The organism is Neisseria sp. CP9, from assembly GCF_047758525.1.
Classification (GTDB): Bacteria; Pseudomonadota; Gammaproteobacteria; order Burkholderiales; family Neisseriaceae; genus Neisseria.
This window is the reverse complement of record NZ_CP180502.1, coordinates 748,578-761,129: the sequence shown is the minus strand read 5'-3', so window position 1 is coordinate 761,129 and position 12,552 is coordinate 748,578. Positions and strand designations below refer to the sequence as shown.

The 12,552-nt window shown below is 52.4% G+C and carries 11 protein-coding genes and 1 tRNA gene; 3 read left to right on the top strand and 9 right to left on the bottom strand.

The genetic code is table 11. The features are described 5' to 3' along the window. Positions 1 to 347: 347 nt before the first annotated feature. The 4 genes from hutW to ACMYUL_RS03545 form a co-directional block, all read right to left on the bottom strand. The gene (hutW, locus tag ACMYUL_RS03560) at positions 348 to 2,168 is read right to left on the bottom strand and encodes a heme anaerobic degradation radical SAM methyltransferase ChuW/HutW (RefSeq protein WP_415772094.1); all 1,821 of its coding nucleotides are present in this window, start codon (positions 2,166 to 2,168) and stop codon (positions 348 to 350) included. Positions 2,169 to 2,394: 226 nt separating this feature from the next. Beyond that, positions 2,395 to 4,599: a TonB-dependent hemoglobin/transferrin/lactoferrin family receptor gene (locus tag ACMYUL_RS03555; protein WP_415772092.1), complete on the bottom strand. Its 2,205-nt coding sequence runs from the start codon at positions 4,597 to 4,599 to the stop codon at positions 2,395 to 2,397. Positions 4,600 to 4,966: 367 nt separating this feature from the next. Further along, positions 4,967 to 5,647: an OmpA family protein gene (locus ACMYUL_RS03550; protein WP_342032310.1), complete on the bottom strand. Its 681-nt coding sequence runs from the start codon at positions 5,645 to 5,647 to the stop codon at positions 4,967 to 4,969. A 302-nt stretch (positions 5,648 to 5,949) separates the two neighbouring features. Further along, positions 5,950 to 6,849, bottom strand: coding sequence for a YoaK family protein (locus tag ACMYUL_RS03545; protein ID WP_342032305.1), 900 nt, complete (start codon positions 6,847 to 6,849; stop codon positions 5,950 to 5,952). Positions 6,850 to 7,239: 390 nt separating this feature from the next. Between ACMYUL_RS03545 and ACMYUL_RS03540 the strand changes: the two genes are divergently transcribed. Then, a complete protein-coding gene (locus ACMYUL_RS03540; protein ID WP_342032306.1) occupies positions 7,240 to 7,629 on the top strand; it encodes a hypothetical protein in 390 nt (129 codons plus the stop codon). A 195-nt stretch (positions 7,630 to 7,824) separates the two neighbouring features. Here ACMYUL_RS03540 and ACMYUL_RS03535 read toward each other — a convergent pair whose 3' ends face one another. The 5 genes from ACMYUL_RS03535 to tpiA all read right to left on the bottom strand — a co-directional run bounded on the left by ACMYUL_RS03535 (position 7,825) and on the right by tpiA (position 11,084). Beyond that, positions 7,825 to 8,388 (bottom strand): hypothetical protein, encoded by a 564-nt coding sequence (locus ACMYUL_RS03535; RefSeq protein WP_342032307.1) that lies wholly within the window; start codon positions 8,386 to 8,388, stop codon positions 7,825 to 7,827. A 462-nt stretch (positions 8,389 to 8,850) separates the two neighbouring features. Beyond that, positions 8,851 to 9,698, bottom strand: a protein-coding gene (locus ACMYUL_RS03530; protein WP_415772089.1) for an IS630 family transposase whose coding sequence is annotated in 2 segments (ribosomal slippage) — positions 8,851 to 9,383 and positions 9,383 to 9,698 — 849 coding nt in all. Because the reading frame shifts where the segments join, the coding sequence is not laid out codon by codon here. 143 nt (positions 9,699 to 9,841) lie between these two features. Beyond that, positions 9,842 to 9,927 (bottom strand) — tRNA-Leu (locus ACMYUL_RS03525). A 13-nt stretch (positions 9,928 to 9,940) separates the two neighbouring features. Further along, positions 9,941 to 10,303, bottom strand: coding sequence for a preprotein translocase subunit SecG (secG, locus tag ACMYUL_RS03520; protein ID WP_019270391.1), 363 nt, complete (start codon positions 10,301 to 10,303; stop codon positions 9,941 to 9,943). A 7-nt stretch (positions 10,304 to 10,310) separates the two neighbouring features. After that, entirely contained in the window at positions 10,311 to 11,084 is a 774-nt protein-coding gene (gene tpiA, locus ACMYUL_RS03515) for a triose-phosphate isomerase (protein WP_101809926.1), read from the bottom strand. 183 nt (positions 11,085 to 11,267) lie between these two features. On the opposite strand from tpiA, the gene ACMYUL_RS03510 reads away from it, so the two are divergent. After that, positions 11,268 to 11,771 carry a GAF domain-containing protein gene (locus tag ACMYUL_RS03510; protein ID WP_342032308.1) on the top strand — a complete coding sequence of 168 codons (504 nt, stop codon included), beginning with the start codon at positions 11,268 to 11,270 and terminating at the stop codon, positions 11,769 to 11,771. 101 nt (positions 11,772 to 11,872) lie between these two features. After that, the gene (locus tag ACMYUL_RS03505) at positions 11,873 to 12,529 is read left to right on the top strand and encodes a protein-L-isoaspartate O-methyltransferase family protein (protein ID WP_415772086.1); all 657 of its coding nucleotides are present in this window, start codon (positions 11,873 to 11,875) and stop codon (positions 12,527 to 12,529) included. Positions 12,530 to 12,552 lie beyond the last annotated feature (23 nt).

Genomic DNA, 12,552 nt, shown 5'->3' with positions numbered 1-12,552 from the left:
CTGCGGTCGTCTGAAAACGGGTAAAGTAGGTTTTATAACAACTGTCGTAATGCGGGCTTTGCCCTCTCCCTAGCCCTCTCCCACGGGGAGAGGGGATGGGTTGACGGGTAAACTTCAAGTGGTAGAGAAGCACAAAATGGTTGAATCTCAGTATCCTCAATTCCCTCTCCCCGCGGGAGAGAGCTAGGGAGAGGGCGGTAAGCGCGAGCTTACTTTGTGGCAAACGCCAATCTTGCAGGCAACCTGTCGAATTTCATCGGATATTTACGATGCCGGAAGATGATTTCGTTTGTGCAGGAATGCGGCAATTTCTATCGGTTTTCAGGCAGAGGTCGTCTGAAACCTGTTTAAGCTGCCTCGAACAGTTTTCTCATGGCTTCGATTTGGTGTTGTTTGAGTTCGCCTGCTTCGTCGCGGCCGACGAAGATTTTGAACATGGCGTCGCCGTTGCGGTTGATGAAGTTGAGCGAGCAGGTGTCTTTGCCCATAAACGGGCGTTCTAAAAGGTAGATGGCGGCGCAGTTTTCGTAATAGATATGACCGTGTACGCCGCCGTCGGTTTCGGGGTGGTCGAAGTTGTAGAAGCCGCGGCCGACTTTGCCGCCGGGCAGTTTACCGGTTACTTCGACGATGGCGTCGGGGGTGTGGGCGATGAAGGTGACGGCTTCGTCCCAAGCGGCGACGGCTTGGAGGATTTCGACGATGCGGCTGCCTTCGGTTTGGCGGATGCAGCTTTCGGGCAGGCAGCGGATGACATCTTCAAAGCTGCATTGGTTTTGCGCGGCGAGCATTTCGAGCACTTGGCCGGGATTTTTTTCCAATGATTGGCGCAACATGATTTGTTGTTCGGATGAAAGTTTTTGCATGGTTTGATCCTTTTCTTGGGTCGGGAGGGTGAGCATGAGTTTGCGGATGAGGGTGGGCGACCAGTAGCGGCCGCTGGTGTTCAGGCGGATGAGGCCGTCTGAACCTTGTTCTTCAAAGAGTTGCATTGCCTGCCATTGGGCAATCAGTTTCTGCGCGGCGGCGTTGCCGTCAAACAGCGAGGGATTCAGACGACCTGTTTCCATGTCGTGCTGCACTTGTCCGAGCAGGGTTTTGTTCGGACTGTGGCCGCTCATGAAAGCAATGTTTTTTTCGCCTTTCGGTGTGGCGAGGTAGCTGTCCAAATCGCCCTGCACCTGATAGCTGAAGCCGCCGAAGTTGCCGCCTGCGCCGGAGCCGAACGCCCAGCAGGGGATATTGGATTTGACCAGCGTGTTGTAGCGGTTGCGTTCGCCGCGGCCGGGATAGGCGAAATGGCTGTTGCTGACTTGGTTCCAGCCTTTTTGCGCCAGTGTTTCGACGGCGTAGGCGTATTGGTCGGCCTGAACGTCGAAACCCGGCGGGGCGGGAAATGCGCCTTTCTCCACCATGCGGTTGATGGGCAGCATGGGATAGAGGTTGAAGGCGTAGGTGTCGAGTCCGGACAAAGGCAGGGCGGTGGCGCGTTCGAGGTCGTTTTGCCAGACGGCATCGGTTTGGTTGGGCAGGCCGAACATCAAATCGACAACGATGACGGCGTTGATTTCACACAGTTTTTCCAGATAGGCAAAGGCTTCGTCGCCGCCGTGTTTGCGGCCGAGGCGGCGGCGGATGGCGGTGTCGAAAGTTTGCACGCCGATGGAAATGCGGTTGGCACCCGCTTCGACGCAGGCTTGGGCTTTTTCGATGTCGAAATGGCTCATGCGGCCTTCGATGGTGAACTCGCAGTCGTCGGCAATCGGCAGGTATTGGTAACAGGCGCGGATGAGTCTGGCGAGGTCTTGGGTTTGCAGCGCGGTGGGTGTGCCGCCGCCGAAATAGACGGCGCGGATTTTGCCGTTGCCTTGGCGGATTTCGGCTTCTGCCGCCATTTCTTCGATGATTTTGTCGGTGTAAACGCTGCTGTAACTCTCTTTCCATGCGTTGCGGTAGAAGCCGCAGAACACGCAGTGGTTGGCGCAGAAGGGAATGTGCAGATAGGCGAGCGCGTCGGAATCGGCGGCATGGGGGAGCTTCTGCCGCCAAATATTTTGCCATTGCGGACGAGGAATCGGTATGCCGCCCCATATCGGCATCAACGCCTGCCGTTCGGGAAAGGCTTTGGGCGCGGATTGGCGCGGTGTCCAAACAATCTGCTGTTCCATAGTTGATTAAAAATGATTATTAATCAGATTTGAAAATTAAATCACTAGCGATAGGTAGTGTCAAGGGGCGATAGTGAGGGGAAACAGAAAATGAAAAGTATCGGTAATTGACTAATTTTTGAGTTCGGTATTGTGCGGGATGGCTTGAGGTCGTCTGAAAAATCTTTAGCCTTAGTAATGAAGCATTCAACTCATGGCTTGTTTTCAGACGACCTCTTTGGGAACACTAAAACTTAAGCTGCACGCGGGCGGCGAAATTGCGGCCGGTTTCGGTGTACAAATCCATCACGCTTGAGCGGCTCATGCCGGCGACGTCTGCGTGTTGCCAGTATTTTTTGTTGCCGATGTTGTAAATGTTCGCGCCGATTTCGACGTTTTTAGACGGCTTGTACCACGCGCCGACATCCCATACGCCGTATCCCGGCGTTTGGAAAACGCTGTCGCTGCTGACGCGGCTGTGTTTTTTCGACCAGCGCAGTTTGGTATCGACGCCCCATTTTTCTTGCGCGTAGTCCACGCCCAAAACGCCGTTGAGCGGGTAGGCGGAATCCAGCGGCGTGCCGTCTTGCTGCTTGCCGCGCATCCACGCGATGCTGCCGGAGACTTGCCAGCCCGGCAGGAATTTGTAGGCGGCGGAGGCTTCGGCACCGTAGGTTTTGACCCTATCCAGATTTTGATATTGGTACTGGATAATCGGGCGGCCGCCTATGGAGGCGGTCCCGACTTCGGTGCGGTCGATGAAGTTTCGGTAACGGTTGTAGAACGCGGTAACTTGCGCGCGGGCGCGTTCGTTTTTGAACTTCATGCCCAATTCGAAGCTGTTGGAGCGTTCGGATTTGAGATTCGCATTCGGGATGACGGCATAGCCGTAGGTTGTGTTGGCAAACGCCATGGTCGCGCTGTCAAACGGCGGCGTGCGGAAGCCTTGTGAATAAGTGGCGAAACCGGTGAAATGCTCGCCCATCGGAACGCTCAGACGCAGGCTGGGCGTGAGCGCGGAATCGTTGAAGCGGGTTGCCGTGCCGTCGGGATTGGCGTTGAGATAGGCTTGGTCGGTTTCGGTGGTCAACCTGTCTTTTTCATAACGCAGGGCTGGGGTCAGGACGATGCCGTTGCCGAAAGTCAGGCTGTCTTGCGCGTACAGGCTGACGGTTTTGCGTTTGCTGTCGGGAAAGGTTTTGTTCGGATAGGTGCTGCCCGCATAGACTTTGCTGACGGCGCCGGTCAGGTTGTCCACGGTCAGGCTGTCGCGCGGACGGGCGGTTTCGGTGTGTTTGTATTCGGCTCCGGCAACGACGGTTTGTTTGACCGCGCCGTCAAATTCCCACACGCCGCGTCCGGTCAAGCCGCGTATCACCTGCTCGAAACCGTAATCGGAATAGCGGGTCGAGTTGCCCAGTTGGCGCACGCCCATGCGGGTAATGCTGACATCGACGGCATCGTCTTCCGTGCGCAGTTTTTGCTGATAGGCGGTCAGGTTCGCTTCTTTCAGACGACCCTCGCCGGTGTAGCGGTAGCTCGCTTCAATGCGTTGGCGGCGGATGCGGTCGCGGGCGTTGCTTTCCGAAGTCGCCACCGTTACCGGCCCGCGCGATTGTGAACCCAAGCCGTTTGCCAACACGGTGTCGTTGGCGTGGTAATACTGTTCGTACAAGGTTTCAAAACGGTGGTGTTCGTTGCCGATACTGCCTTTCGCCAAAATATTGTAGGCATTGTTTTTCTGCGGGTTGGTGGCGGTGCGCGAAGTCGAGTAGCTTTTGTCGCCGCCCATGTTTTCCGTTTCGTGTCCTTGGCGGCGCGTCAGCATCAGCAGGCCTTCGGCGTTTTCATGGAAACCGGCGGCTGTCGCCGTTACGCCGTGGCTGCGGTCGCGGCTGCGGTAGCCGTGTTTCAAACCTAAATGACCGCGTTTGCTCGCATCGACAAAATCACGCGGCGAGAGCGTGACCATGTTCACCACGCCGCCAAGCGCATCGCTGCCGTAGAGCGCGGAATAAGGACCTTTGACAATATCAACCTGCTTGAGCGTGTCGCTTTCGACCATATCGCGTCCCGAAATCGCGCCGTTGGAGCCGCCGCCCGCGTAGGACTCGGGAATGCGTACGCCGTCCACCATCATCAGGATGCGGTTGCCGTCTATGCCGCGGATATTGATGCCCGCATGACCGCGACGGTTGTTATCAGACGGCACGCTGACGCCGGGTTCGTACAAAACGATGTCGTCCAAATTCTGCGCCGACGCTTGGTTTAAGGTCTTGCGCCCGATAACCGACACATTCGGCGCAGCTTTGTCCAGCGTTTGCGCGTTGCGGTCGGCGGTAACCAACACGGGCGCCAGCTCTACTTGCTGGGCAGGCTGAACATCCGCTGCATACAAATAATGTTGGGAAAACAATGCGCTTAAAGTACAAACGACGGCTTTTTGTTTCATAAAGCGTACCTGTAAATCAAATAATAATCGTTTCTATTTATATTGTAATTTTGAGGAATGCGCAAGTTTTATGGCGAATATCGGGAATGGGATAAGGCGGGCGGTGGTGTGGTAAGAGGGGATGGAAATAAAAAATATCCGGCTTCCATCATGTACAAGAAGGCGGAAAACGTTTTTGAATAACACTGAATTTTCGATAAAAGTTTATGAGCGGAATCGTTTGGGTGAGTTTCTGTTTGCGAGGAAAGGGCAGTAGGGCGTATGCTTTGTCCATATGATGTGGCTATGAAAAAAGGTCGTCTGAAAGTGAACTGGCTCCCAAATCGGATTTCAGACGACCTTTAAGCTTTATCCTGAGACGGATAGCTTACATTTGCTGTTGCGCCGCTTTGATGGCATTTTGGTCGGGATTGATCAAAATCTCGACGCGGCGGTTTTGGGCGCGGCCTTCGGCAGTGGCGTTAGACGCGATAGGATGGCGTGAGCCGTATCCGGCGGTGGTCAGGCGCGAGCCGTTCACGCCGCGCGATTGCAGGTAGTCGGCAACGGCAAGCGCGCGGTTGCGGGACAGCGGCTCGTTGATGGCATCGTTGCCGGTGTTGTCGGTATGGCCGTTAATCGTCAAAGTCGTGTCGGGGTATTGCACCAGCGTTTCGGAGGCGGTCGCCAAAGCGTTTCGCGCCTGATCGCTCAATGCCGCGCTGCCTGTAGCGAAGGTAACGTTTTCAGGCATGACCAGCTTGATTTGGTTGCCTTGGCGTTCTACTTCGATGTTGGTGTTTTTCAGGTTCTCACGCAGTTTTTTCTCTTGATAGTCCATGTAGCCGCCGACGCCCGCACCAATCGCGCCACACGCCAACGCGGAATTGCGCGCGCCTTTGCCGCCGTGGGTCAATGCGCCGACGATGCCGCACACTGCCGCGCCGCCCAAGCCGTACATGGCGGTTTTGCTAGTGTTGCGTTGTCCGCTTACAGGGTCGGTTACGCAGCCGGTCAGTGCCAAAGGGATTGCCAACGCGGCAACGGTCAGGGATTTAAAGAGTTTCATTAAGATGTCCTTTCGACGACGCAGGGGTCGTCTGAAAATCAGTTGGAAGAAGAGATGGCTCCCGCCATGATTCATATTATCCTTAATCCAATCTCCGTTCATCCAAAATTGCCCGCGCGTTTCAGGGATAACGCGACGCGGCAGCCTTGATTAAGGTGTTTTTCATTCAAAACAAAAGATTTGAAGGGATTGTCATCACGCAGGACTGTCTATTTGATTGGGTAAAAGAAAAGCGGTTTGGTTCACTGAAAACTGATAATTTGACTATGTCGGCATACGGATTTACTGCGATGCCGCTTTCCTTAACGCTGTTTCGCACGATGCCGCCGATACCATCCCGCCAGCGCAAATTTCACGCGCACTTTCACATCATAGCCCACAGAACCCGCGCCCAAGATGAACAAGATTGCCGATACCGGCAGCGCGAAATGGTGTCCGATTTTGTGGTAGCCCCAAGCACCCACGATACCGCCCAGTAGAAATGCCCACATCAAACCGTTCAACAGCCACATCTTCGGCTTATTGACATGCACATGCGGCAGGCGCGGATGATGTTTTTTCGAGTAATACAGCGCGCGCGAAAGCTCGATGCCCAAGTCGGTCGCCGTGCCGGTCATATGCGTCGAACGGATGGCGCCGCCGGATAAAAGCGTCATCACCGTATTGTGCATCCCCATGATGAAACACAATAAAAACAACGCTAAAGACGGGAAAACCATATTCCCGCTTCCAATGTTCCATTGTGAAGTCGTCAGTCCGAACAAGCCGAATATCAGCAGATAAACCGCTTCCAGCCACATGGAAAACCCAAAGCTGCCGCGAAACCGCTTCTGTTGCGTCCACAAAACCACCCAGCCCGAATGCGCCGCACCGACCACGAAACACAACACGCTGATTAAAGCCACTGCCGCCGTTATCCATTCGCGCAGATAAACAGCGTCCGCCAGCAGCGACATCGAGCCGGTAACGTGTGACGTGTAGCGTGCAAACGCAAAGAAACCGCCCGCATTAATCGCACCCGCCAACATCGCCATGATATAGCCCAGCCTGCGGAAGCGCACATCGGAAATATGGTGTTCGTGCAGATACGGCCTGTCCGCCTGCCAAAACGGCGGCGCATGCAGGCGCTCGTGCCGACGCTTGTGGCGGCTGGTTGGCTGCTGTTGCCCGCTTGGTGTTTCTTCGTGATGATTTGCCGTCATATCAATCCCTTTTCAATTTTTCAGACGACCTCGATTCGATTGGATATGGAGCGATATTGTATCGCTAAGGGCTTCTTCAATGAATATGGCGAAATTACTAAAACGGCTGCTGCGGGGCTGATTCAAATCAGTCTTTCATTTTGTGAACATCAACGTTGAACATGAACGCAACACAATCGTTGCAAAATGATAAAAGAGGGTAGGGCGAGATACGGGGTCGTCTGAAAACGTCTTTTCCTTTTTTTCAGACGACCTCCTGTCAGGTTTTATGGCAGGTTTTATCTGCGCTTTGTCGTTTTTGTCAGTCGAATATGGACGGCACGACAGGCTTCACAATTTGTCGCAAAAGGCGTACATTATCCCTATCCCTTGATATAAAAAGGAAAAATCATGTCTCCCATTCGAGCCTCCCTGATGTTGTGCATCGTGGCAACTCTGGCCGCCTGTGCCACTACGCCCGAACAAAAAGCCGCACGCGAACAAGCGCAAAGACGTTATGAACAGAATCTTCAAGTCAGTCTGGCAGCCGAATGCGATCCGGAGACCGCCAAACTCATGCGCAAACAGTTCGAGCAGGCGGAACAAGTCGGCGCGCCCAGTGCAGAACAAAAAGCCTTCCGTTTAAAATACATCGACAAAGTGTCCGACCCCATGTTCCAAGCCTGCTATAAGATGGCATGGCAAAATTATATTTCCCAACAACAGCTGCGCGAAGCACGCTATTACCGCTATTACGACGAGTGGGGATTCCCGTTTTACCGACCGTATTACTGGTGGTAAAAAACGGTTTGATATGTGTGCAGCCTTGAGCCGATAGAGTGGGGCAATCGTAGAGAGCCGGCGCTAAGGCGGGTTGTTTGTGGTGTTGCAGTGTCCGTTTACCGAATCATGCAGAAAGACAGCCGATGATGCAAAAAGGTCGTCTGAAAACCCGATTGCAAGTTTTCAGACGACCTTTCGCTTTATACAACGTCTTTATTTCTTCGCTTTGCCTTTGCCCTTAGCAGGTTTGGTAGGTGCTTTGTTCAATTGGGCCGTAGCGGTTTGGTCCAATACGCAGGACTTGGTGATGATGTTGTCCACGACTTGGTTTTGACCGTTGACGACAGTTTGTTGGCGGATAGTCAGCATATTGCCGTCCACTTTGTCGATGTTGGCGTAGTTGGCGCGGTTGGCAATCCATGCCACGCCTTCACCCCAGAAGCCATTGACATCATTGCCGGTGCCGACGATGCGGGCAAGACCCGGAGTCAGTTGACCTTGGTATTTCACTTGTGCGATCACAGGCTCATCACCTTGGAAACCGTACATGACATTCAAAGGATCAGTACCGTTTGGTCCGCATTTGTAAGCCACTTCCTTGGTGCGTTCAATATTATTGACTTCCATGGTTTTAGGCGTTTCAGGTGCGGGAGCAGATTGTTGCGCAGTAGGAGTCGGAGCAGTTTCCGGTTTAGATTTAGAGCCGGAGCTGCCGCATGCAGACAGCGCGGTAGCGATAAGAACGGCGGGAACGATTAATTTCAGATTGGATTTCATCAATTTACTCCGGATTTAGTCTATCGGGGTCAGCATAGGCTGACAGAAAGCCCTACCTTAACAGAGAAAAGAAGGCTTGTCTCGTCCATATATGAAAATACGATACTCATTATCAATAAAGTGACATTTGTTCTTTTGAAAACAGTGGATTTGATTTACGCAAAGCTACTTGAAATTAAGTAAAGATATATCACGGGTAGGCAAAATGCCGATTTTGACGATAGGGAGGATTAAGATTTTGCGCGGCAAAGTAGGGTGGTGAGGTGGCGAATGAGCTTTAAATTGGGGCTATGGTGCGTTAAGTTTCGACCAAAACAGCATTACTTTTCTTCAGTGTAAAAGGAGAGATTCTTTGGGTGGCTAAAGTGACAGGTCGTCTGTACTGCCTGCGACTTCGTTGCCTTGTCTGATTTAAAACGTAATGCTCAATGCTTTATTACCAAACCTTAGTCATAAATATAGTCAATTAAAATCAAAATAGGACAGTAACGCATCGTCAAATCGGGCGTAATCAGACAATACGGTTCGCAGATACCGCTTAATATTCGCCCACACCTTCTCAATCGGGTTGAGCTCAGGTGAATAAGGTGCAAGAGGCAATACCTTATGTCCCCATTTTTCCGCCATTTCCCGTAAGACACCCATACGGTGAAATCGCGCATTATCTAAAATAATCACCGATTTTTGAGTCAATGCGGGCAGTAGGCATTGCTGAAACCACGCTTCAAAAAAGACTCCGGTCATCGTATTTTGATAAACCATCGGAGCAATCAGCCGGTTGCCGACTTGTGCGGACACCAGAGATAAGCGTCGGTATCTTTTCCCACTTATCTGCGCTTTCACTATTTGCCCTTTCAGGCTGCGGGCATAGGGGCGGAACAGGTAGCGGTCAAATCCTGTTTCATCCAAATAAACACGTTGGTAGTCGGAAAATTCGGCCGGCTGTGTCAAATAATGCGTTACTTTGGCCGGGTCTTGTTCTTTGTAAGTGGTGGTCTTTTTTTGCGCGTCATCCCCATCTGTTTGAGTGCATAGCAAACGGCGGCTGGCGTACAATCAAAATGTTTGGCGATTTCATGCAGATAGGCATCCGGGTGTTGCCCAACATATTGAGCCAGTTTTTGCCTATCCAATTTGACGGCATTTAGACCGGTAACTTGATGTTTTAGGCTGCCTGTTTGTTTTTTAAGGCGAATCCACAGGTAAAGCGTGTTTCTTGACAAGTTAAACGTTGCTGCGGTTTGGCTGATGTTTTTGCATTGTTCGTAATAGTTTAAAGCTTTGTTTCTTAAGTCCGCAGAGTATGCCATGGTTAGACCTTAAAAGTTGAGTATTGTACTATTTTATTTTTAATTGACTATACTTTATTCATCAACAATTGATTCATCAAACCTTATCCATCAATATTTTAGACAGAAAAAAACCGCTTAGAAGTCTAAGCGGTTTTTTGTGTTGGTGCCGACAGCGAGATTTGAACTCGCACAGCCTACGGCCACTACCCCCTCAAGATAGCGTGTCTACCAATTTCACCATGTCGGCATTTGAAAAACTTTTATTTCTGCTGCTGAGGAGCGGGTGCAGCAGGTGCGGGTTGGTTTTCAGCAGGAGCGGCGGGCTTAGGTGCCTGCTTGGTTTGTTGTACGTTGCTGAAGTCCAAGCCGTGTTTGTTTGTGTGGGTATGGATATAAACCATTGCCATGCAGGTTGCGAAGAAGAAAGTCGCTGCGATGGCGGTTGCGCGGCTCAGGAAGTTTGCGTTACCTGCGGAACCGAATACGCCCTGCGCGCTTCCGCTGCCTGACCCGAAGGTCGCGCCTGCGTCCGCGCCTTTGCCGTGTTGCAGCAATACTAACACAACCACTGACAAAGCGGAAATAATATTAATAATCCAGATAAGGGTTTTAAAGGCTTCCATATGTTTTCTACGAGGCTTGTGCTGCGTTGATGATGGCGGTAAATGAGTCATATGATAATGACGCGCCGCCAACCAATGCGCCGTCTACATGAGGTACTGCGAAGATGTCGGCTGCATTGTCTGCTTTCACACTTCCGCCGTAAAGAACGCGGATTTTAACATCGCTTCCGCACAAAGACAAGATTTCTTTGTAGATGAATGCGTGCATGTCGGCAATTTGTTCTACGGTGGCGACTTTGCCGGTGCCGATTGCCCATACCGGCTCGTAGGCGACGGCGATGTTTTTGGTGTCCAGTCCTTGCAATACGGAGAGTTGGTGGGCAATGACTTCGTGTTCTTTGCCGGCTTCGCGCTCCTCAAGGCTTTCGCCGACGCACAATAGGGGAATCAGACCTACGTTGAGGACGTTTTCCATTTTGCGGCGTTGGATTTCGTTTTTCTCGCCGAAATAGAGGCTTCGTTCGGAGTGTCCGATGAGGACGATGTCTGTGCCGATGTCGGCGAGCATTTCTGCGGAAACTTCGCCTGTATAGGCACCGTTGTTGGGGAAACGGCTGACGTCTTGGGCGCAGGTGAGGATGCGGTTGTTGAGGACAATCTGCATGGCGTTGTGCAGTTGCAACAGGTAAACGGTCGGGGCGGCGAGGCCGATGAGGACGCGTTCGGCGGTGGGCATGATGCGGAAGCGGTGCATGAGTGCGTTGTTGTTTTGGAGTCGGCCGTTCATTTTCCAGTTGCCGATGACCCATTTTTGATCCCACATTCCGATTTGGTGATACATCTTTTTTGCTCCGTGTTGTGTTTCTTTGGCTGTACGCTGCGTGTAGCGCGATGTAACGTGAAGTTTAGTGGATATGCGACGGGTTAGCAACTTGAAACGGGATGACCGGGGTCGTCTGAAATGCTGTTTCAGACGACCTGTTTTATAATAACTGCTTGATATACACATATATAGGACCTGGCTATGCACGCGCTTCATTTTTCGGCTTCGGACAAGGCCGCGCTTTATCGGGAGGTGTTGCCGCAGATTGAGTCTGTGGTGGCGGACGAGACGGATTGGGTGGCGAATTTGGCAAACACGGCGGCGGTTTTGAAGGAGGCGTTCGGCTGGTTTTGGGTGGGTTTTTATTTGGTCGATACGCGTACGGACGAATTGGTTTTGTCGCCGTTTCAGGGGCCTTTGGCGTGTACGCGGATTCCGTTCGGGCGCGGGGTGTGCGGTCAGGCTTGGGCGAAGGGCGAGACGATGGTCGTCGAGGATGTGAACGCGCATCCCGACCATATTGCCTGTTCGTCTTTGTCGCGTTCGGAAATTGTGGTTCCGCTGTTTTCAGACGACCGCTGTATCGGCGTGTTGGACGTGGACAGCGAGCATTTGGCGCAGTTTGATGAAACGGATGCTTTGTATTTGGGCGAACTGGCGAAGATTTTGGCGAAACGGTTTAAGGCTTCGCGTCAGGCGGCTTGAGACTGAAAAACAGGCGGGCGGCGCGCGCTGAAGTTGGCGCGGCGGGAGTGTAGTTTTATAATGTCTGCCATTGCTAAAACAATTATTTAACGGAGCACAAAATGGATTTTGAAAAAGCGCGGTTCAACATGGTCGAACAGCAAATCCGTCCGTGGGATGTATTGGATTTTGACGTTTTGGACGCTTTGGAGGAGATTCCGCGCGAGCGTTTCGTGAACGAGTCTTTGCAGGGTTTGGCGTATGCCGACATGGAGCTGCCGCTTGCCAACGGACATAAGATGCTCGAGCCGAAAATTGTGGCGCGGTTGGCGCAGGGTTTGAAGCTGACCCAAACCGATACGGTTTTGGAAATCGGCACGGGTTCGGGCTATGCGACCGCGCTTTTGGCGAAACTGGCGGGCAAAGTGGTTTCAGACGACCTCGATGCCGAGCAGCAAAACCGCGCCAAAGCAGTATTGGACAGCTTGGCTTTGAACAATATCGATTATGTGCAAAACAACGGGCTGACCGAGCCTTCCGCGGGCGCGCCGTTTGATGCGGTTTACGTCGGCGGCGCGGTGGATCGCGTGCCTGACGTATTGAAAGAACAGTTGAAAGACGGCGGCCGCATGGCGGTCATCGTCGGTCGCCGGCCGGTACAGCGCGCGCTGCTGATTACGCGCAAGGGCAACGAATTTGAAGAAACAGTCCTGTTCGACACGCTGGTCGCGCATTTGGACGACAAAGAAAACCGTCCTTTCGGCGATTTCGATTTTTAATCTTTTTTGAACTCAAAGGTCGT

Excerpts from the sequence above, each read along its gene's own strand:
- ACMYUL_RS03510 (WP_342032308.1), top strand. The coding sequence starts at position 11,268 with ATGCACGCGCTTCATTTTTCGGCTTCGGACAAGGCCGCGCTTTATCGG.
- ACMYUL_RS03535 (WP_342032307.1), bottom strand. The coding sequence starts at position 8,388 with ATGAAATCCAATCTGAAATTAATCGTTCCCGCCGTTCTTATCGCTACC.
- tpiA (WP_101809926.1), bottom strand. The coding sequence starts at position 11,084 with ATGTATCACCAAATCGGAATGTGGGATCAAAAATGGGTCATCGGCAAC.
- ACMYUL_RS03555 (WP_415772092.1), bottom strand. The coding sequence starts at position 4,599 with ATGAAACAAAAAGCCGTCGTTTGTACTTTAAGCGCATTGTTTTCCCAA.
- ACMYUL_RS03545 (WP_342032305.1), bottom strand. The coding sequence starts at position 6,849 with ATGACGGCAAATCATCACGAAGAAACACCAAGCGGGCAACAGCAGCCA.
- ACMYUL_RS03505 (WP_415772086.1), top strand. The coding sequence starts at position 11,873 with ATGGATTTTGAAAAAGCGCGGTTCAACATGGTCGAACAGCAAATCCGT.
- secG (WP_019270391.1), bottom strand. The coding sequence starts at position 10,303 with ATGGAAGCCTTTAAAACCCTTATCTGGATTATTAATATTATTTCCGCT.
- hutW (WP_415772094.1), bottom strand. The coding sequence starts at position 2,168 with ATGGAACAGCAGATTGTTTGGACACCGCGCCAATCCGCGCCCAAAGCC.
- ACMYUL_RS03540 (WP_342032306.1), top strand. The coding sequence starts at position 7,240 with ATGTCTCCCATTCGAGCCTCCCTGATGTTGTGCATCGTGGCAACTCTG.
- ACMYUL_RS03550 (WP_342032310.1), bottom strand. The coding sequence starts at position 5,647 with ATGAAACTCTTTAAATCCCTGACCGTTGCCGCGTTGGCAATCCCTTTG.